21 protein-coding genes and 1 pseudogene are annotated in these 20,471 nt (G+C 37.5%); 19 read left to right on the top strand and 3 right to left on the bottom strand.

What is annotated here, in order from left to right; all coding sequences use genetic code 11:
- Positions 1-26: 26 nt before the first annotated feature.
- Positions 27-383, bottom strand: coding sequence for a rhodanese-like domain-containing protein (locus RCG17_RS05035; protein ID WP_308175766.1), 357 nt, complete (start codon positions 381-383; stop codon positions 27-29).
- A 230-nt stretch (positions 384-613) separates the two neighbouring features.
- Here RCG17_RS05035 and RCG17_RS05030 point away from each other — a divergent pair, with 230 nt between their 5' ends.
- The 4 genes and pseudogenes from RCG17_RS05030 to RCG17_RS05015 all read left to right on the top strand — a co-directional run bounded on the left by RCG17_RS05030 (position 614) and on the right by RCG17_RS05015 (position 6,478).
- Complete coding sequence (locus RCG17_RS05030) at positions 614-1,450, top strand: lipoate--protein ligase family protein (protein ID WP_308174166.1); 837 nt, start codon at positions 614-616, stop codon at positions 1,448-1,450.
- 390 nt (positions 1,451-1,840) lie between these two features.
- On the top strand, positions 1,841-4,396 hold the full coding sequence (locus tag RCG17_RS05025; RefSeq protein WP_308174165.1) for a vitamin B12-dependent ribonucleotide reductase: 2,556 nt from the start codon (positions 1,841-1,843) through the stop codon (positions 4,394-4,396).
- A 95-nt stretch (positions 4,397-4,491) separates the two neighbouring features.
- Positions 4,492-5,517 (top strand): spore photoproduct lyase, encoded by a 1,026-nt coding sequence (splB, locus tag RCG17_RS05020; RefSeq protein WP_308174164.1) that lies wholly within the window; start codon positions 4,492-4,494, stop codon positions 5,515-5,517.
- A gap of 82 nt (positions 5,518-5,599) precedes the next feature.
- Positions 5,600-6,478: pseudogene (locus tag RCG17_RS05015) on the top strand (patatin-like phospholipase family protein).
- Positions 6,479-6,501: 23 nt separating this feature from the next.
- Here the strand turns inward: RCG17_RS05015 and RCG17_RS05010 are convergent.
- Together RCG17_RS05010 and RCG17_RS05005 are read right to left on the bottom strand one after the other, a co-directional pair.
- Complete coding sequence (locus RCG17_RS05010) at positions 6,502-6,882, bottom strand: SA1362 family protein (protein ID WP_308174163.1); 381 nt, start codon at positions 6,880-6,882, stop codon at positions 6,502-6,504.
- 56 nt (positions 6,883-6,938) lie between these two features.
- Positions 6,939-7,883 (bottom strand): DUF1385 domain-containing protein, encoded by a 945-nt coding sequence (locus tag RCG17_RS05005; RefSeq protein WP_308174162.1) that lies wholly within the window; start codon positions 7,881-7,883, stop codon positions 6,939-6,941.
- 338 nt (positions 7,884-8,221) lie between these two features.
- Here RCG17_RS05005 and RCG17_RS05000 point away from each other — a divergent pair, with 338 nt between their 5' ends.
- The 15 genes from RCG17_RS05000 to RCG17_RS04930 all read left to right on the top strand — a co-directional run bounded on the left by RCG17_RS05000 (position 8,222) and on the right by RCG17_RS04930 (position 20,463).
- A complete protein-coding gene (locus RCG17_RS05000; RefSeq protein ID WP_308174161.1) occupies positions 8,222-8,644 on the top strand; it encodes a YqhR family membrane protein in 423 nt (140 codons plus the stop codon).
- Positions 8,645-8,739: 95 nt separating this feature from the next.
- Entirely contained in the window at positions 8,740-9,801 is a 1,062-nt protein-coding gene (pepQ, locus tag RCG17_RS04995) for a Xaa-Pro dipeptidase (RefSeq protein WP_308174160.1), read from the top strand.
- Positions 9,802-9,822: 21 nt separating this feature from the next.
- Positions 9,823-10,380, top strand: coding sequence for an elongation factor P (gene efp, locus RCG17_RS04990; RefSeq protein WP_308174159.1), 558 nt, complete (start codon positions 9,823-9,825; stop codon positions 10,378-10,380).
- Between the two features lie 227 nt (positions 10,381-10,607).
- Complete coding sequence (locus RCG17_RS04985; RefSeq protein WP_308174158.1) at positions 10,608-11,276, top strand: response regulator; 669 nt, start codon at positions 10,608-10,610, stop codon at positions 11,274-11,276.
- 137 nt (positions 11,277-11,413) lie between these two features.
- Positions 11,414-11,860 carry a PCYCGC motif-containing (lipo)protein gene (locus RCG17_RS04980; protein WP_308174157.1) on the top strand — a complete coding sequence of 149 codons (447 nt, stop codon included), beginning with the start codon at positions 11,414-11,416 and terminating at the stop codon, positions 11,858-11,860.
- A 10-nt stretch (positions 11,861-11,870) separates the two neighbouring features.
- Positions 11,871-12,518 (top strand): c-type cytochrome, encoded by a 648-nt coding sequence (locus RCG17_RS04975; protein ID WP_308174156.1) that lies wholly within the window; start codon positions 11,871-11,873, stop codon positions 12,516-12,518.
- Positions 12,519-12,862: 344 nt separating this feature from the next.
- Positions 12,863-13,900, top strand: coding sequence for a hypothetical protein (locus RCG17_RS04970; RefSeq protein WP_308174155.1), 1,038 nt, complete (start codon positions 12,863-12,865; stop codon positions 13,898-13,900).
- 14 nt (positions 13,901-13,914) lie between these two features.
- Entirely contained in the window at positions 13,915-14,394 is a 480-nt protein-coding gene (locus tag RCG17_RS04965; protein WP_308174154.1) for a cytochrome c maturation protein CcmE, read from the top strand.
- Between the two features lie 26 nt (positions 14,395-14,420).
- Complete coding sequence (locus RCG17_RS04960; protein ID WP_308174153.1) at positions 14,421-16,406, top strand: heme lyase CcmF/NrfE family subunit; 1,986 nt, start codon at positions 14,421-14,423, stop codon at positions 16,404-16,406.
- A gap of 1 nt (position 16,407) precedes the next feature.
- Positions 16,408-16,911 (top strand): cytochrome c-type biogenesis protein, encoded by a 504-nt coding sequence (locus RCG17_RS04955; protein WP_308174152.1) that lies wholly within the window; start codon positions 16,408-16,410, stop codon positions 16,909-16,911.
- Between the two features lie 12 nt (positions 16,912-16,923).
- Positions 16,924-17,301, top strand: a complete 378-nt coding sequence (locus RCG17_RS04950; protein ID WP_308174151.1) for a hypothetical protein — start codon at positions 16,924-16,926, stop codon at positions 17,299-17,301.
- Positions 17,298-18,293, top strand: a complete 996-nt coding sequence (locus tag RCG17_RS04945) for a hypothetical protein (protein WP_308174150.1) — start codon at positions 17,298-17,300, stop codon at positions 18,291-18,293. Before RCG17_RS04950 ends, RCG17_RS04945 begins: the two co-directional genes overlap by 4 nt.
- A gap of 23 nt (positions 18,294-18,316) precedes the next feature.
- The gene (locus RCG17_RS04940; protein ID WP_308174149.1) at positions 18,317-19,021 is read left to right on the top strand and encodes an ABC transporter ATP-binding protein; all 705 of its coding nucleotides are present in this window, start codon (positions 18,317-18,319) and stop codon (positions 19,019-19,021) included.
- Positions 19,018-19,698, top strand: a complete 681-nt coding sequence (locus RCG17_RS04935; RefSeq protein WP_308174148.1) for a heme exporter protein CcmB — start codon at positions 19,018-19,020, stop codon at positions 19,696-19,698. The genes RCG17_RS04940 and RCG17_RS04935 overlap by 4 nt, the downstream gene beginning before the upstream one ends.
- 3 nt (positions 19,699-19,701) lie before the next feature.
- On the top strand, positions 19,702-20,463 hold the full coding sequence (locus RCG17_RS04930) for a cytochrome c biogenesis protein (protein ID WP_308174147.1): 762 nt from the start codon (positions 19,702-19,704) through the stop codon (positions 20,461-20,463).
- The last annotated feature ends 8 nt before the right edge of the window (positions 20,464-20,471 follow it).

Genomic DNA, 20,471 nt, shown 5'->3' with positions numbered 1-20,471 from the left:
ATTCGGAGAATCAGCTCTTTTATTAGTTATTTTTTCGTTTTTACTTTGCCTGTCCAGCCTTTAAAGCCACCTTTTAGATGGGTAAGGTCTCTATAGCCTTTTCGATATAGCTGTGTTGCGGCACGACCGCTGCGCATGCCACTTTGGCAATATAAATAAACAGGAAGATCAGGACGAATTTCCTTCATGCGCATTCTCATTTGTGTAAGCGGAATATTACGGGCACCTAAAATATGTCCTGCTTCGAATTCATTTGGTTCACGTACATCAATAAGCTGTGCTTTTCGATAGCCAGCACGAAATTCCTCTTCTGTAACCGTTTTAACTACTTTTCGCTGATAAAGCCAGGAACCACCATAATAGGCAGCTACGACTACGATCATAACGATTAATGAATAAAGTGTACTCAATTTTTCTTACTCCTTTCAAAGCTTTGCTGCATCAGACAGAATTAATTATATAAGTCCTATCATTAATGGTAAAGGTTGTTCACAAAAATTCTTTTATGCAAGACTAAAAAAATTATACCAAAACAGGTTTCTTTGTTTTTTTATCTTATTTTGATAGACTAATTTATGATTGGAATAAACAATATAAAAACGAGGTTTATAGTATGGAAAAAGAAATTTGGCGTTTTATTGATTCCGGAAACGGTTCTCCGGCTTTTAATATGGCTTTAGATGAGGCATTGCTTAATTGGCATAGTGAAGGTAAATTTCCTCCCGTCATTCGTTTTTATGGCTGGAATCCCCCCACACTTTCAATCGGCTATTTTCAAAAGGTTGAGAAGGAAATTGATTTAGAAGCGGTAAAAAAATATGGCTTAGGCTTTGTAAGAAGGCCGACTGGGGGCAGGGGGGTTCTTCATGATCATGAACTTACATATAGTGTCATTGTCTCTGAGGAGCATCCAGAAATGCCTAAGACAGTTACTGAGGCATACCGAGTAATATCAGAAGGAATCTTAAAAGGATTTCATCATTTAGGGCTTGAGGCTTATTTTGCCATACCAAAAACGAAGGAAGAAAGAGAAGCATTAAAGTCTCCTCGTTCTGCTGTCTGTTTTGATGCTCCAAGCTGGTATGAGCTTGTTGTCGAAGGACGTAAGGTTGCAGGCAGCGCTCAAACAAGACAAAAGGGTGTGATCCTGCAGCATGGATCGATTCTTCTAGATTTAGACGAAGAAAAGTTATTCAGCTTATTTAAATACCCTAATGAGCGTGTAAAGGAGCGAATGAGGAAAGCTTTTAAGAGTAAAGCTGTTGCCATCAATGAAATCAGTCCAAGGCGAATCACACTTGAAGAGGCGAAAGACGCTTTTTATAAAGGGTTTGCTGAAGGATTAAATATCGAATTGCAGCCATATCAGTTAACAGAAGAAGAATTAGCATATGTAGATAAGATTGCTAATGATAGATATGAATCAGAAGAATGGAATTTTAAAAGGTAAAGGAAAAGCCGCTGCGGCTTTTTCTTTTTATTGAAAGGATGGAAGTAAGAGAACAAATTAGCTATTAAACAACCCCTCACATATTCCTAGTCATATAAAAGTGCAAGTGGTGGATTTTGTTGAAATTTATGATTTTCGGCAGAAAAACGGTCGAAATCTTGGATTTACTTCAAAATCTATTTTATTTTGAGTTTGACAAATTTTTTATTATTTGCTGTAAATACAATATATGGTGGTGTCGAAAATATTTTCGGTACTACATATAGATTTTTTGATTGTGTTTTATAAACTCATGTGGTAACTTAAAGATATTAAATTTACATCTAGATCTAGCAATGAACTAACTAGAATAGAGCATTTGTGAAACACATATTTGAAGGAGTTGTTCCCATGTCAGTTGTTTTTAGACCAAAACTGAATATTGATATTGAAAGACTAAACGAGGATATTCATCTTTTTCCTCAAGTACACCCGATCACCCCGGACATGAAAATTACACATAAGGGTGTTTCGCGTTTAGTTATGCTGGACCGTTATACGTTTAAGGACACAGAAAAAATTACGCTCACACAAGGTGACTTCGTTGTTTTAACTATAAAAGAAGATCCAAAATTCCCTGCACGTGGTCTGGGCTACATTATGGAAATTGACTGGGAGAAGAAAAAAGCAACTGTCGTAGTTGAAGAAGAGTTTAGAGGAGTACTTGATCCGCAAGAAGCTGTAGATGGCATTATCAACCGTTCTTTGGATGTGATAGAAAAGCCTCTGGAAATTTTTTATGAGCAGATTGCCAAACGGAATGCAACTGGACTTGCAGCTGTTGAGAAAACGGAAGAAAAGCGTCAGGAATGGTTTGAGAAGTTTTATGAGGAATTAGTAAACTTAAACTTTATCCCTGCCGGACGTGTTCTTTATGGTGCAGGTGCTGAAACGGATGTTACGTACTTTAACTGTTATGTCATGCCGTTTGTAGCTGATTCTCGTGAAGGTATTTCTGATCACCGCAAGCAGGTTATGGAGATCATGAGCCGCGGCGGCGGTGTCGGAACGAACGGTTCAACATTGCGTCCACGCAATACATTGGCAAGGGGCGTAAATGGAAAATCATCAGGGTCTGTTTCATGGCTTGATGACATTGCGAAACTGACGCATTTAGTTGAGCAAGGTGGTTCGCGCAGAGGTGCCCAGATGATCATGCTTTCGGACTGGCATCCTGACATTATTGAATTCATTATCTCTAAGATGCAAAATCCAAGAATTCTACGATTCTTAATTGAAAATACAAGCGATGAAACGATTAAAAAGCTTGCAAAAGATAAATTAAAATTCACTCCATTGACCCAGCAAGAAAGGGATATGTATCAAGGCATTGTTCGATACAAAGATATTCCAGGGTCCGGAGGTTTCAGTGAAGAAATCATCGCAGCTGCTGAAGAAAAGCTTGAAGAAGGCGGAAATTATTCTGTTCACAATTCTGAATTCCTAACAGGTGCAAACATCTCTGTTTGTTTGACAAAGGAATTTATGGATGCAGTTGAAAATGATGCTGAATATGAATTGCGTTTTCCATATGTTGAGATTTACAACGAAGAAGAAATGAAAGCTTACAACGAAGAATGGCATAAATATGGCGATGTTCGTGAGTGGGAAAAACTAGGACACAAAATACGGGTGTACAAAAAGATTCGTGCGAAAGAACTTTGGAACTTAATTAATATTTGTGCTACCTACTCTGCAGAACCAGGCATTTTCTTTATCGATAATGCGAACGACATGACAAATGCTAAAGCATATGGACAAAAAGTAGTTGCAACAAATCCGTGTGGGGAACAACCCCTTGCACCATTTTCCGTTTGTAACCTTGCTGCTGTAAACCTAGCGGAAATGGCAGACAAAGAAACAAAAATGGTGAATTTCGAAAAATTAAAGCAAACGGTAGAAGTCGGAGTACGGATGCAGGATAACGTTATTAACGCTACTCCATACTTCCTAGAAGAAAATAAAAAGCAGGCCCTAGGCGAGCGTCGTGTTGGTCTAGGTGTTATGGGACTTCATGACCTGCTCATTTATTGTGAAACTGAGTATGGTTCAGAAGAAGGCAACGAGCTTGTTGATCAAGTATTTGAAGCAATCGCAACCACTGCGTATAAAACATCCATTGAATTGGCAAAAGAAAAGGGAAGCTTCCCATTCTTAACAGGCGAAACTTCTGACGAAACCAATCGTCTAAGAGAAGCATTCATCGAAACAGGTTATATGCAAAAAATGCCTGAAGAAATTCGCAGCTCGATCTTAGAATATGGAATCAGGAACTCTCATTTACTTACTGTTGCTCCTACTGGAAGCACTGGGACAATGGTAGGGGTATCTACTGGGCTTGAACCATATTTTTCCTTTTCTTACTTCCGCAGCGGACGCCTTGGTAAATTTATCGAGGTCAATGCGGATATCGTAAAAGAATACCTTGAACAGCATCCAGAAGCTGACAAAGACAATCTTCCAAGCTGGTTTGTTACAGCAATGGAACTTGCACCTGAAGCACATGCAGATGTACAATGTGTGATCCAGCGCTGGATTGACAGCTCCATTAGTAAAACTGTTAACTCACCAAAAGGCTACAGCGTTGAACAAGTTGAAAAAGTATATGAGCGCCTATATCGCGGCGGAGCAAAAGGCGGAACAGTTTATGTAGATGGCTCCCGCGACTCGCAAGTACTAACCCTTAAAGCAGAAGAGAACACTCAGGAAGACGTAAAGCATGTTAAGGAAAAACCAAAACAACATGTTGTCTTAGTTGATACAATCAGCGATTTACGGTCAACAGATGTTACAATCGGTTCAGAAGTGGGCAACACATGTCCTGTCTGCCGCAAAGGAAAAGTAAAAGAAATTGGCGGCTGCAACACTTGTACAAACTGCGGTACGCAATTAAAATGCGGGCTATAAAAAATGCACAAAAGAGGATGGAAAAAACTTTCTATCCTCTTTTGTTTTTTTATGCTCATACTACAAAAAAGTGACTATGAAATGAGGAAATACATATGGATCCTTTTATGCCTCAATTAGTTTACATCGAACCGCAAGCATTGGAATATCCGCTTGGCTGCGAGCTGAAAGAGAAATTTGAAAAGTTAGGACTCGAAATACGGGAAACCACCTCCCATAACCAAGTTAGGGGAATTCCGGGTGAAAATGAACTTCAGCAATACCGCAATGCAAAATCGACTCTGGTTGTAGGTGTAAGAAGAACATTGAAGTTTGACACCTCCAAACCATCCGCAGAATACGCCATACCGCTTGCAACAGGATGCATGGGCCATTGCCACTATTGTTACCTGCAAACAACCTTGGGCAGTAAACCATATATAAGGACATATGTAAATCTAGAAGAGATTTTTGAACAAGCGCAAAAATACATGGATGAGCGAGCACCCGAAATCACACGCTTTGAAGCAGCGTGTACCTCTGATATTGTGGGATTAGATCATTTAACCCATTCTTTAAAAAAGACCATTGAGTTTATTGGAAAAACGGAATATGGCCGACTGCGCTTTGTCACCAAATTCCATCATGTCGACCATCTACTTGATGCTGAACATAACGGAAAGACTCGTTTTCGGTTTAGTGTCAATTCACGATACGTAATTAAAAACTTCGAGCCAGGTACCTCTTCTTTTGATGAAAGACTAGACGCCGCCCGTAAAGTCGCAAAGGCGGGGTATCCGCTAGGTTTTATCATTGCCCCTATCTATATGCATGAGGATTGGGAAGATGGATATCGTGAGTTGTTTGATCGGTTGAAGGAACATCTAGCAGGTCTTGATTTGCCGAACCTAACGTTTGAACTAATTCAGCATCGATTCACAAAGCCAGCAAAAAAAGTGATTGAAAAACGGTATCCAAAAACAAAACTGGAAATGGACGAAGAAAAGCGTAAATACAAATGGGGAAGATATGGCATCGGCAAATATGTCTATCCTGATGATGAAGCAAAGGATTTGGAAACGACGATTCGCAGATATGTAGATACTTTCTTTCCCAACGCTGTTGTCCAATATTTCACTTAAAAATTTTCCTTTATCCAAGGTACTATTTTCTTGTCAGGCTGCTTAAAGTGTATCAGTAAATACATCTTTAGGAGTGGCAGCCATGAAGATAGACGGCGTTTTTTCTGGAGGAGGAATCAGAGGTTTTGCACTCGTTGGAGCCTGTGAAGAAATTGAAAAAAGAGGCTTTCACTTTGTAAGACTTGCAGGAACTAGTGCCGGCTGAATTGTTGCAGCCTTAGTTGCAGCAGGATATACAAGTAAAGAAATGTTTCAGCTAATGGATGAATTTGAATTTAATAAAATGATGGATGCAAGAAAATCATTCATTCCTTTTGCAAGATGGCTTTTTTTATATTGGAAGCTAGGTTTATATAAAGGGAATGAGTTAGAAAATTGGCTAAGGCAAATACTTGAAGCTAAAGGGATAAAGACATTCTCTGACCTCCCTCCCCAAGCACTTAGGGTTATTGCTTCGGACATCAGCAATGGCCAAATGATTGTTCTACCTGACGACTTGGAGAGGTATGGGATCTCTCCAGGATCATTCTCTGTTGCAAGGGCTGTCCGAATGAGCTGCAGCATTCCTTATTTTTTTGAGCCAGTAAAATTGCGCGGGGTAGATGGGGTTAATATCCTTGTAGATGGGGGAGTTCTTAGTAACTTTCCAATTTGGCTGTTTGATAAGGATGATAGACATAAGGTTAGACCAGTTTTAGGGGTTAAGCTAAGTCCAAATGAATATGAACATGAAAAACATCGAATTGACAATGCCATTCAGTTATTTTCCGCTCTATTTGAAACGATGAAGGATGCCCATGATGCAAGATATATCTCCAAAAGGCACGTCAAAAACATCATTTTTATTCCAACAGATGGAATTTTTCCAATCGAATCTGAGTTAACTACTGAAAGGAAAAAGGCAATATATGAAATTGGAAGGCAGCAGGCAGAGCAATTTTTTAGGACCTGGTGTTACTAAATAATACCAAAAAAAACGAGCACCTAAAAGGATGCTCGATTTTTCTTTTTCCCTTTTTTTCCATCAATAACCGTTAAATGAGCCGTTTTCTTTGTCTTTCTCTTGGCTACTTTTTTTAATGTAGCCAGTGTTCCAGGTGTGGTGCTTTTTGTATCTTTCTTTTGCAATCGTCTTTTCGATTGTTTTGCTGCTTTTACAAATGCACGCTGCTCTTTTTTCTGAGGATTTGTTTTACCCATAAGCCGTAAAATTACATATATTGCTATGCCGATCACGACAAACACAGCTATTCCCTGAAGAAAACCGGATGGATTGGAAAATAAACTGCCGGAGACACCGATTAAAGCAAGAACAAATATCGCACCAAAGATAAGAACTGTTGACCGACTTTTCAAGAGAGCCACCTCCTTAAGAGCATCATAAGCATTTTTAATTTCTTTTAAACCCAAAATTTGAAAGTTTAAACAATTTCTTCTGCGTTATTTTCTGCCTCCGCATCTTTTTCCATTTTTAGTAATCGATTAAAGGAAAGAATTGCTACCTCAATTTGATCACTGTTTGGTTCTTTCGTTGTTAGAAGCTGCAGCCATAAACCAGGCATTCCCAAGTACTTTAAAACAGGAATATTCCTTAATTTGTTCGTTAGCTGAAGGACCTCAAAAGCGATTCCTAAAACAACAGGAATGAGTGCTAAACGATCAAGGACCCGTACCCAAAGTGGTGTTGTTGGAACAATCATATAGACAAAAATACCGACAACAACAGTAAAAAGGATAAAGCTGCTGCCACAGCGGTAGTGAAGACGGGAATGTTCTCGTACATTTTCAACAGTTAATTCTTTACCTGCTTCGAAGGTATTAATGACCTTATGTTCTGCTCCATGATATTGAAACACTCTTTTGATCAGCGGGGTGAGCGAAACAAAATAAATGTAGCATAGCAACAGTAATAGCTTAAATAAACCTTCAATTAATACCTGAGCAAAATCTGATTTAAAAATCGGCCGAGTCATTTCCGCTAAAAAGACAGGTACCAATGTGAAGATAAATTTCCCAAACAGAAAGGAAATGACACCAATCGCAGCAACTCCCAGGTACATCGACAGCTTAGAAGGTTCTTTTTCTTTAATGGTATTATCTTCTTCTGGATTTAAATCATATCTTTCAGTAGAAAAGTTTAAATGCTTGGAACCATTTGCGCTTGCTTCGATTATAGAGACAATTCCACGTACAAATGGAATTTTTCGTAATAATGAAAAAGCGGGATTTGGCTTTCGAGGCACCTGAAAATATTCAATTGACTGATCTTTTCGGCGAATAGCCGTAACATAATGATGCTTTCCGCCAAACATTACGCCTTCGACAACCGCTTGGCCGCCATAAACAGGTTTTTGAGTTTCAGACATGTAAGTAAACACCAACCTAATATCAAAGTTGCACATCAGTAAAAAATAACTGTATGTACTTAATTCTATTCTACTAAAAACAAGAAAAAACCTCTAGGAATGACATAAAAATACCAGATAATTTTTGTTTGGATTTTTTGTATGTAAAGAAATAAAACTTCGGGCATAATAATGCAGAAAAATAATGCTTTGATTACTTATTCGTGAGGAACTATAGAGTGATTATGCTTACATAATGGTGATGGAGGTAGCAGCGATGGCATTTGATGAGAGTGAAAAAAAATCAAAATATCCACAACCCATGTCAATTATAGCACTTGTTTTTTGGACTGGGCTATTTGGAGGAATATTTTGGTCCGGAATTGGGTTATCTTGCTTACGCATTTAATTTTATCGAAATCAGTCCTGGTATCATACTGGAATCATGGACTGTAGGAGCTTGGAAAACAGGCTGGCTTGGTATCATTATTTCATTAGTCCTAATTGGGATCTTTTCCGTAGGTGCGTCTTTTTTATATTATCTGGTCTTAAAAAGGTTTAATGGCTTTTGGCTTGGCATCATCTATGGTATTGTCCTGTTCTTGCTCGTTTTTATTGTTTTAAATCCATTGTTACCGAGCATGGGACCATTTAATGAGTTAAGCAGGGATACCATAATCACCTGCATTTGCTTATACATTGTATATGGGTTGTTTATCGGTTATTCAATTAGTTATGAGCATCAAAATCATATGCTTGTAAAGGAAGAAATGGAAACATAACACGATATTAGGTGAAAAAAATGTATTGTGATAAAATAAAGCTATCAAAGAGCCCAATACGGGCTCTTTTTGGGAGCAAAGGAGAGAATACTGTTATGGAAAAATTAGCGAAGCTAAGAACAAACTTTTCAGCTGCTGGGATCGATGGCTTACTGATTACAAGTCCATATAATCGCCGTTATATGACTAACTTTACTGGTACGGCAGGAATCGTATTAATCAGTGCGGATAGAGCCCAATTTATCACAGATTTTCGTTATGTGGAACAAGCCTCAAAACAATGTACAGGTTTCGAAATTGTAAAGCATGTTGGCACCATTCCTGATGAGGTTGCTAAGCAGGTAAAGAATTTAGGGATTAAAAGACTTGGGTTTGAAGAAGATGATGTAACCTTCTCTTCATTCAAAGTTTATGAAAAAGTCATTCATGCTGAACTAGTTCCTGTTTCGGGCTTGGTTGAAAAGTTACGCTTGATTAAGACTGACGCAGAGATTAAGATATTAAAGGAAGCAGCAGATATTGCTGATGCTGCATTTAAGCATATTTTAGACTTCATTCGTCCTGGGAAAATAGAACTTGAGGTTTCGAATGAATTGGAGTTCTTTATGAGAAAAGTGGGGGCAACATCATCTTCCTTTGATACGATTGTTGCTTCAGGACTTAGGTCTGCCCTACCACATGGGGTGGCAACTGAAAAAGTGATTGAAAAAGGGGATTTTGTAACGCTTGATTATGGTGCCTATTATAAAGGTTATGTATCCGACATCACTAGAACCATCGCTGTTGGCGAACCTGATCCTAAGCTAAAGGAAATATATGAAATTGTCCTCGAATCACAGCTTAGAGGAATGAACGGGTATAAGCCAGGTATGACATGTAAACAAGCAGATGCCTTAACAAGGGATTATATCACTGAAAAGGGTTATGGCGAATATTTTGGTCATTCAACCGGTCATGGGATTGGTCTTGAGGTTCATGAAGGTCCGGCTGTTTCTTCTCGTTCTGAAATGGTTTTAGAACCAGGAATGGTTGTAACTTGTGAACCTGGAATTTATATCCCAGGTCTTGGCGGTGTTCGCATTGAAGATGATACAAGGATTACTTTAGATCATAATGAAGCATTAACGCATTCAGCAAAAGAACTTATTATTCTGTAATAACAAATTTAGGAGGATTTTATGATTTCAGTAAACGATTTTAAAACAGGCTTAACGATTGAAGTTGATAACGGCATATGGCGCGTCATTGATTTCCAACACGTAAAACCAGGTAAAGGTGCGGCATTCGTTCGTTCCAAGCTTCGGAATCTTCGCACAGGAGCAATTCAAGAAAAAACATTCCGTGCTGGTGAAAAAGTTGAAAAAGCACAGATTGATAACCGCAGAATGCAATATCTCTATGCAAGCGGTGATCAACATGTGTTTATGGACAATGAATCATATGAGCAAATTGAACTTCCAGCAACAAGAATTGAGTATGAACTAAAATTCTTAAAAGAAAATATGGAAGTCTTTATTGTCATGTATCAAGGAGAAGTCCTTGGGGTAGACCTTCCAAATACGGTTGAGTTGGAGGTAACTGAAACTGAACCTGGAATTAAAGGGGATACAGCTTCAGGAGGAACGAAACCAGCAACAGTTGAAACCGGTCTGGTTGTTCAGGTTCCATTCTTTGTAAACCAAGGTGACCGTTTAATCATTAACACAACAGACGGTACATACGTTTCACGTGCATAATTTGAAATGAAAGACTGAGTACTTTTTATGGTACTCAGTCTTTTTTTATTTCAGAAAAATTTTCTTCACAAAAATCACAAATATATGAGCGTTTTGTGAAAATGTTCCTCTTAAATTTTGACAATTTATAAAACTAATTCTTTATGCCTAGTAAGCATATTTTTTTACGTCTAAAATGAAAAAGAAATGGGAGAGTTTTATTTTATCTGTAAATAGAGGGATGCTAAATGGATAAGGTCAAAATTTTAATAGCCGATGCCCATTATATGTTTATCCGCGGAATAGAAAGTATTCTTTCTGATGATGAAACAATGGAGATCGTTGGTAAAGCTCAAAATGGCCATGATGCTTATGAATTGGTACAACAATATAAACCTGATGTTCTATTAATGGATGTAAATTTGCCAAATATCGATGGATTAGAGGTATTGAGAAAGATTTCTGAGAATATGCCGGAAGTAAAAGTACTTTTGTTAACCATTGATGAAATTGAAGATCAATTATTTGAAGCACTAAGATTAGGCGCAAAAGGTTACTTGTTAAAAAATTTACTACCTAATGAATTGTTAACATTTATACACATGGTTTACCGAGGTGAGAGCATCATTACAGGACCGATTGTAAGAAAAATCGTCGAATTTATAACAAGTCATCAGCCATCTGAACTAAAATCAGTAAGAACTTTGAAGAAAACAGACATACTAACTAAAAGAGAAAAGGAAATATTAATGCATGTGATTAAAGGCTATACCAATCGCGAAATAGCTGCCTCACTTTATATTTCCGAAAATACGGTAAAAAATCATCTTAGAAATATTATGGAAAAATTGCAAATGAATAATCGTGTGCAAGCAGCTACTTTTGCTCTTCAAGAAGGCTGGCTCCAAAATATATAGAAAAAAGCAAGAAGTATTTTTTACAATTGCTACCATTACAAACTTCACTAAATAGTAAAAATTATAAGCAAATTAGTTGAAATGGGTTTGCTAAAATGAAAACGAAGCTATCTAAGATTTGAAAGGAGGGGAAGATAATGAAACGTTTTTCTTTTATATTAATAACCATTGTTGCCTTGGCTGTTATTGTGGCAGGCTGTGGGACAAAAAAGGAAGATTTAACACTAAACAAAAAACATCAGCCATTACCAAATTACGTCTTAAATTCTTCATCAAAAGTTCAAGAAACATATATTATGGCTTCTAATAATCCTAATGTCCTCTCTCAGGTGCCATGTTTTTGCGGCTGTGTAGCTGATGGGCATAAAAGTAACCTAAATTGCTTTGTACAAAAAATGGGTCCAAATAATGCAGTTGAAGCATGGGATCAGCATGGTATAACGTGAGACACCTGTGTAAATATCGCGCGTGACGCGATACAAATGCATGATAGTGGGAAAAGTCCAAAGGAAACTTATGATTTAATCGTCCAGAAATACGGAGATCTTGGTGAAGGAACTCCAACCCCTGAGCCAAAAAAGTAAGAGGTGCCCCGTGAAAAAAGTATTAATAGGGCTTTATCTTATTATTATAGTTGGGATTTTTACCCTGCTGTTTAGTAATGATCTTAAAGAAAAGAAAAATAAAGTTGTATCTGCTGGAGAAAAGATTTTCGGGCAGCAATGTATCACCTGTCATGGTGAAACGGGAAAAGGTGAAGGCACGAAGACTGGGACTGCATTAAACAATCAACACTTCCTTAATACCATATCGGACAAGGATTTAAAAAACTATATCAAGTATGGCCTAACTGGCACAGAGATGCCGAGTTATCAATCCATCTCGAAAAAGGACATGAATAATCTTGTTACATATATTAGAAATTGGCAAACTGAAAACATAACACTTTCTACACCAAAGAATATTAAAGGTAATGTTCAAAATGGTATTCGTCTTTACAAAACCTATTGTCTAACCTGTCATGGTGAAAATGCCGCTGGAATGCAAAAAATGGGACCATCATTATCAAATGCCGAATACTTGAAATATACAAGTGACGAGCAAATCTGGATTACCACGGCGTACGGCCGTGAAGACACCAGGATGGGACCATCCTTAAAAGGCCAGGAAGGTGTACGGCAGCTAAAGGAAAATGATGTCTCCGATATTGTCAGTTATATTCGGTCGCTCCAGAAAAAATAGTAAACAATGAATGACCCTGTAACAATGTAAATCGTTACAGGGTTTCTAAATGCTTTGTAATATCTATCCAACTATAAAATAAGTACATAATCCCGAAAACAAGAATCATAACCAATACTAAATGCCTACGTTAAACAACCAAAAATGACTACTTGTAAATGTGAACTTTCTGTGTTGTTTTTTTGACAAAAACGCAACGATTTATTCCCTTTAACAAAATGTTCAAGAGTGATTTAACTATAAAGGGTGGAATAATATTATATTTATTTCAAAGAGGATTATAGTGAAAAAGTATTTTTAATACAGTTTCTCCCCATTTTCAGAAGATTAATAGGAGGCTTAATATGCGAAAGAAGTTGTTGGCTTTATTCGTGATTACAACATTCTTATCAAGTTTTGTCATTAAAAATGCAAATGCCGAAGCTCCCTTTCAGGCAGAGAAATTTCCATACCAAGACATGCAGCTCCAAGTTATGCCAGAGTTTGATTATCCGGCTGACTGGCCAAAGGATACTCCCTCAGTACTAGTAGGCCAGTATGGGACTTTTACAAATAAAAGTGGACAGGATTATAGCGGCAATATCGAAATTCCTGTTCCAGCCAAAGATAAAAATTTTGAGGTCAATCTTGTCGCTGAGTTTCCTGATGTAAATAAATCAGAAGTACAACGCCCATATGAAGTAAATAAGGACAAGGGCACCATCACATGGAAGCCTGGTAAGGCAATTAAAAACGGTGATACGTACCGTTACGTTATTGAATACTATATAAACTCTATTAATGTAAGTGATCAAAAAAGCTTTAACTATCAATTTACAAACCAAGCAGACATTAAAACATTAGATGTTGTATTCTATGCACCTATGAATGCCAAAAATATCGCATTAGAGCCAAAGGCACAGAGCACATCTAAAAGTGACTATAAAGAAGATCTGTATTATTACGAATACAAAAATGTGAAACCAGGAAACACTCTAAATTACTCATTTACTTATACCAAAAAGGATAATGTATCTTCATTATCAGTAATTAATAAAGAGCAGCCGCCAAATGATTCAACTCATTCAGGAGTTAACGGAACTAAAACTACAAGTAGTACAGATAAAAGTAAGCAGCCGATTATTGGAATCGGAGGAGCCTCTATTATTGGTATAGCCATTATCCTAGCTGGATTATTAATCTTTTTTAGTTTGAGAGGAAGAATTCCAAAAGCATCCTCTTTAACTTCCAATAAATCAACCAAGAACCAACCTGGTAAACCAACTTCTAAAAAAATAGATAAATTGGCAAACTCCGAGGAGAAGAAAGAACTCCGTAAGAAGCTTTTAAACGGGAAGATTGATCAGGAAACATATGAAGAAGAGATGAAGAAATTAATTTAAAGAGGGTGTATGGTGTGAAAAAAAACACAATGGTTTTAATAGGCGGCTTTATTATCGCTGGAGCAATTGTATTCCTTCTAATGGCTGCAACCCCAGGTTCAAGCGGGGTTGAACTTCCGCTCAAACAGCTTATTGCAACACAGGATCAACACAAAAAGGATTATGTCACTGTTGAAGGTTTATTAATAGAAAAATCAATAAAGTGGGATGCAAAGAAAGTTGAGTTGCAATTTGATATCAAAGATAAAAACAAGAAGAATAAAGAAACCCTGCATGTTATTTATCACGGAGTAAAACCAGATAACTTTACTGATAACATTGATACTATTCTTCAAGGGGCACCACTGGGAAATAATCAATTTAAAGCTGAAAGTGTACAAACAAGATGCCCTTCGAAATATGAAGGTAAGGATGTTAAGGATATGCCGAAAAACTATAATCCTGAGACACACAAAGAAGATTTACCAGCAAATTCAACTACTACTCAAAAATAATAGGCATCTAAAAAGAAGGTGACAAAATGTTTTTATTTGCTAATGCGACCATCTATCTAGGTTTAGCTCTTGCAATTTATTCACTTCTGATCATGACACTTGGGATCAGTACAAAAAATCAAAAATATATTAATAGCGGTAAAGGCGGAACAATTGCGGTATTCATTTGTGCAGCGCTTGCCATGATTTCCTTGTTTTACTTATTAGGGACTTCCCAATTTCAATACTCTACGGTCACTGATTATACGAGCAAAGACTTGCCGCTGATTTACAAATTAACAGCCCTTTGGGCAAGTAACTCCGGCTCGTTGCTGTTATGGACATTCTTTTTAGCACTCTATTCCATTATGATTACCTATTCCAGAAAAATGAAGGGTAATCCAATGATTCCGTATATCGTATCAATCTTAATGGCAAATGCAGTATTTTTCTTCTTCATTCTTGGGTTTGTCGCTAAACCATTTGAGGTTTTAACAACTGTACCTGCAGATGGAAGAGGCTTGAATCCAATGCTGCAAAATCCAGGGATGATTATCCACCCTGTCACTTTATATCTAGGCTATGTTGGGCTTGCTGTACCATTTGCTTTTGCAATGGCTGCCTTAATCATGAAAAATATGGACGACTTCTGGATCAAAATGACAAGACGCTGGACGATCATTGCCTGGCTGTTCTTAAGCTTAGGAAATATTTTTGGCGGTCAGTGGGCATATGTAGAGCTTGGCTGGGGTGGTTATTGGGCATGGGACCCTGTTGAAAATGCATCCTTTATGCCATGGTTAACCGCTACTGCGTTTTTACATTCTGTTATGATCCAAGAACGAAAAAATATGCTTAAGGTTTGGAATATCAGTTTAATCATCATCTCTTATGCTTTAACCCTTTTTGGAACATTCTTAGTACGAAGCGGAGTTCTCACATCTGTCCATGCATTTGCAAATTCAAATTTGGGGCTATACTTCTTAATTTTCATGGGTGTTGCTGTAATTGCTTCATTATATATTCTGATGAGTAGATATAGTTTACTAAAAAGAAGTGCCGGAGAATTTCAATCATTTGTTTCAAAAGAAAGTTCTTTCTTGATTAATAACCTCTTGTTGGTAGGTGCTGCGTTTGCAGTATTCTGGGGAACCATTTTCCCATTAGTTTCTGAAGCTGTAAAGGGAACAAAGGTTACGGTTGGAACTCCTTTCTTTAACACAGTTGAGGCACCGATTCTTTTATGTATGATGTTTGTGATGGCGGTTTGCCCCTTGCTAGCATGGCAACGGTCAACTGTAAAAAACTTAAGGAAAAACTTCTTGATTCCTGCAATAATCGCCGTCGTTGCGATGGCATTAATGGTTGTTTTGGGTATGCAAAAAGCCTGGGCAGTTATTGGATATGGGGTTATTACTCTATTATTAATCACTCACTTTTTAGAGTTTTATAGAGGGGTAAAAGCAAGAAGAAAGATGACAAATGAAAATCCTTTTGTGGCACTTTATCGCTTAATGGTTAAGAACCGTCGTCGTTACGGCGGATACCTTGTTCATCTTGGGATTGCGTGTATTACAATGGGGATTATTGGTTCCCAAAACTATGATTTACAAACAATGAAAACAGTTTCATTAGGAAAATCAATCGAATTGGGATCCTATCGCATTAATTACGATCGTTTGGATCAGAAAAAAGAAAACAACAATGATATTGTCTATGCAGATATAACGGTCTTTAAGAATGGAGAAAAGCTTGGTACCTACGAACCTGAAAAAATCTTTTATAACCAAACAGATTCTCAGCCTTCTTCAGAGGTTACCATCATTTCTTCACTGAAAGAGGATTTATATGTTGTCTTAAGTACTTGGGATAAAAACGGTAAGGCTACATTCTTAGTAAAAGTTAACCCAATGATGGACTGGATTTGGATTGGCTCCTTTATGATTGTAATCGGTGCATTGTTTGCCATTTGGAATGGGAAATACCAAAATATTACTCCTCGTTACACAGGGGTACGTAAAGAGGTGGCCTGATGTGAAGACAAAAGTTTTTATGGGTCTCCTTGTTCTACTCTTTATTTTTCAAGGCTCTTTTTTACAAGTTGAAGCGAAAACAATCGACTATAAATCAGCTGAATTCAAAGCAGTTGCATCACAATTTGCCTGTACCTGCGGCTGTGGTCAGGATCATTATGAATGTGACCCAAATACATGCAGCCTGACAAAGAATTTTAAAAAAGACCTTGTTAAGATGATGAATAAAGGCTGGGACAAAGATAAAATCCGTCAGTATTATATCAATATTTATGGGGAGTCGATTTTAACGGCTCCCGAAAAAAGCGGATTTAGCTTAACAGCCTGGATTCTTCCTTTCGTGGCACTTGCTGCAGCGGCAGTAGCTATATTCTTTGTTATTAAAAAATGGGTAAAGAGAAAAGCAACAGATGAACCTATCATTGAAAATGATAACGAAGAAGATGAAGTAGAAAGAGAGATCCTTTCTTCCATAATCGACGAGGAACGTAAAAAGTATCTTTAGGATGTGAACATAATGCATGATATTTCAATCATTTCAGTGATTTTTACAGCGGTTCTGATTCTCGGCTGCCTCTTCCTTGCGATCTCCCCATTGTTTAAATGGGACAGCTATCTTAAGCTAAGTGCAAATGTTGAGGACCTAGTCCAAACGAAAGAAACGCTATTATCGACTCTAAATGAAATCGAATTCGAATATAAAATGGATAAAATCTCACAAGTCGACTACAAGAATTTAAAAAGACAATATGAAGAACAAATCGCTGTCCTCATGAAGGAAGAAGAGGAAGAGCTAACAAAAAAACCAATGGATAAAGACATAATGGCTGAGGTTGAACGAGAAATTGCCGCTGCAATAAAAAGCCATGGAGCAAAAAAGGGGGATAAAAAGTGATAAAAAAATTAATCACGATTTTCTTCCTTGGTTTGATGCTGTTGCTCCCAACAACGAGCCTGGCAGCATCAAACACGGAAATCTCAATCGATACGTATTATCTTGTTGTAAGTCCAACCGATGATGGTTCTACCAACATGATGATTATGGCAAACTATACGAATCCGTCAGCTAAGGAGTATACAGGTGATGGAACGAGTGAGGCTGTATTAAAAGTAACGCTACCAGTTGGCGCAACTGGTTTTAAATTTTTGGACAGTACAATCCCAACAAAAACAACGGATTTCGGGTTTATAGCCACACAGCCAATAAAAGCGAATGGTACGGAAGTACTGCCATATAGTTACCAAATGCCGAAGGGAAAAAGCGTTGACCTAAAATTTGATTACGCTGTGGGGCAGATGCAAGTATTGGTTCCACAAGGGATGGGCAGTGTGGCCTTCAAAGGTGTAGATGCAGCAGACCAAGGGTCCTTTCAATTTGATGGTCAAAATTATGAAGGGTATAACATTTCGGGAATAAAAGCAGATCAAAGTTTTTCCATGACTTACGACAAAAATAAGCAACCTGCGGGTGCTTCCTCTCAGGCAAGTACCAAAAGCACAAGCGATAGTAAAAGCTCAGTAACAGAGGCGGCTCCAGCTTTTCATAATCCAGGACATATTCGGATGTGGGAAGAATCAGCACTAAGTAACTTCAATCCGCATATCTTTTTGATTGTACTTATTGCAATCATTTTGGCTGGTATCTTTTCGTTTATCTATTTTAGAAGGAAGTCAAAAAAAGAGGAAGCAAGGATTGGAGCAGATAAGGAAGAACAAGCTTTCAAACTATTAATGTCAAAGCAAAAGGCCATTCTCGAAAAAATTATTGAACTCGAAGAAACACATGGAGATGGCAAATTATCAGAAGCAGATTTTAATAAAAAGCTTGCAGCCTATAAAGAACACCTAGTACAGGTGAAAATGAGTTTACGGCAATTTGTAGAGTAGTCGTTGGAATGGGAGGGACTGCAGTGATTGACATAAAGGGTCTTACAAAACAAGCAGATAATAAATTAATCTTACGCGGAATTGACCTCTCCATCAAACAAGGGGAAACAGTCGCAATACTAGGCCCAAATGGTGCAGGTAAAAGCACCCTACTTAAGGTGTTATCAACTCTGATCAAACCAACAACCGGCCAAGTAATGATTAATGGTTTAAATTTAAAAAAGAATCAGCTTGAAATTAAAAAGCTTTTCGGCTATTTACCCCATTCCAGCTTGCTTTACGATCAATATTCACCATTAGAAAATCTAGTTTTCTTTGGTGAATTATATGGAGTTAATAATCCTGAAAAAAGAGCAACAGAGCTAGTAAAAGAAGTGGGGCTGTCCTTTTTCCTAAATGAGCCGGTAAAAAACTTCTCACGTGGAATGATTCAAAGAATAGCCATTGCAAGAGCAATTGTCCATGAACCGAGAATTCTCTATTTGGATGAACCACACACAGGACTCGATCAAGGTGCAATCGCAATTCTAAATAATGTAATAGTTTCCATGAAAGTAAAAGGGACAACAACAATAATGGTTACCCATGATTTTAAACAGGCGGCTGAAATATGTGATCGAATTTTGATCATGAAAAACGGCAAAATTGTGGATGACTTTAAACTGAAGGAAAGAAATTTAGATCTTTTGAATGATAAATATCAGCTTCAAGTGGAGGGAGTATCATGACATTAATAAGAAATGCCCTCATACTTGCGAAAAAAGATCTATATTCAGAGTTAAAAACAAAACAAGTTCTTGCTACCATGATTATTTTTGCAGGACTTGTCATCCTGGTTTTCAGTTTTGCTTTTGATCCGGCCAATAATACCACAAAAGAAGTTATACCAGGAGTTGTTTGGGTAATCATTGTATTTTCAGGAATTTTGGGGTTAAACCGTTCCTTTATTTCGGAACAAAGAAACGATACCATGCAGGGCTTAATGATCGCTCCGATGGATGCTACTAGTATTTTTTTAGGAAAATTGTTGGCGAACTTTGCGATGATTCTGGTGGTTGAATGTATTTCAGTACCGTTTCTTTTCTTACTATTTAACTTTAAAATCCTTGGAAGTGTGCCATTATTCATTTTAGTGTTATTCATTGGAAGCTTTGGCTTTATTAGTATCGGTACATTTTTGGCGGCCTTGGCCGCAAATTCAAAAAGTAGTGAAATGCTCTTGCCCTTGTTGCTTTTTCCAATCACCAGCCCAATCTTAATTGGTGTTGTACAAGCAACAAGAATTACGTTAACAAATATGGATAAGGTTAAGAGTGCATTGGCGTGGATCCAATTAGTTTCCGCCTATGATGTTATCTTTTTTGTTCTCTGTTTCTTACTTATAGAATATGTGTTGGAGGTGTAGGAGATGAGTATGAATCTTGAAAGGGAGCATATAACCCTCCCCGAGTCAAAACCGCTTGAGACAAAAAGTTCAATTTTACCGAAAATTTTGTTTGGCGGTGCTGTCGTTTTAATTTTATCTGCTATTTATCTGATTTTTATGTATGCACACATTGAAAAAACAATGGGTATCGTTCAAAAAATATTTTACTTTCATGTCGGTTCAGCAGCTACTGCATTTACAGCATTCTTTGTAACTTTTATTTTTAGCATTTTATATCTAATTAAAAGAAAAAGAATTTTTGATACGTATGCCTATGTTTCTGCTGAAATAGGTTTAGTCTTTACGACATTAGTTTTAGTTACTGGTCCAATTTGGGCAAAATCAGCATGGAATACATGGTGGGTTTGGGAACCGCGCTTAACCACCACACTGATCCTTTGGTTTATCTATGTTGCTTATGTCATGATCCGCCAAATGGACGGGGTTTGGGATAAAAAAGCACGACTAGCATCTGTCTTTGGAATCCTGGGATTTGCCGATGTACCGATCGTATTCTTTGCGATTCGCTGGTGGCAGACAAAACTTCATCCGATTGTTTTCGGAAACGGTGTTAGCCAGCAGGGCGGGGGAATTGAAGGAAATATGATGGTAGCTTTAATGTTTTCTATTTTTGGCTTGATATTCCTTTATGCGTACCTTCTAAACAGGGGAGTAGCTTTTGAGAATATGAGAATTAAAGTAAATCAATATAAAGAAAAACTACGCGAAGATTTAGAAAAGTAGGAGGAGAT

This window comes from Neobacillus sp. PS3-12, assembly GCF_030915385.1.
Lineage (GTDB): Bacteria > Bacillota > Bacilli > Bacillales > Cytobacillaceae > JAEVLT01.
This window is presented reverse-complemented; position numbering and strand designations above follow the sequence as displayed.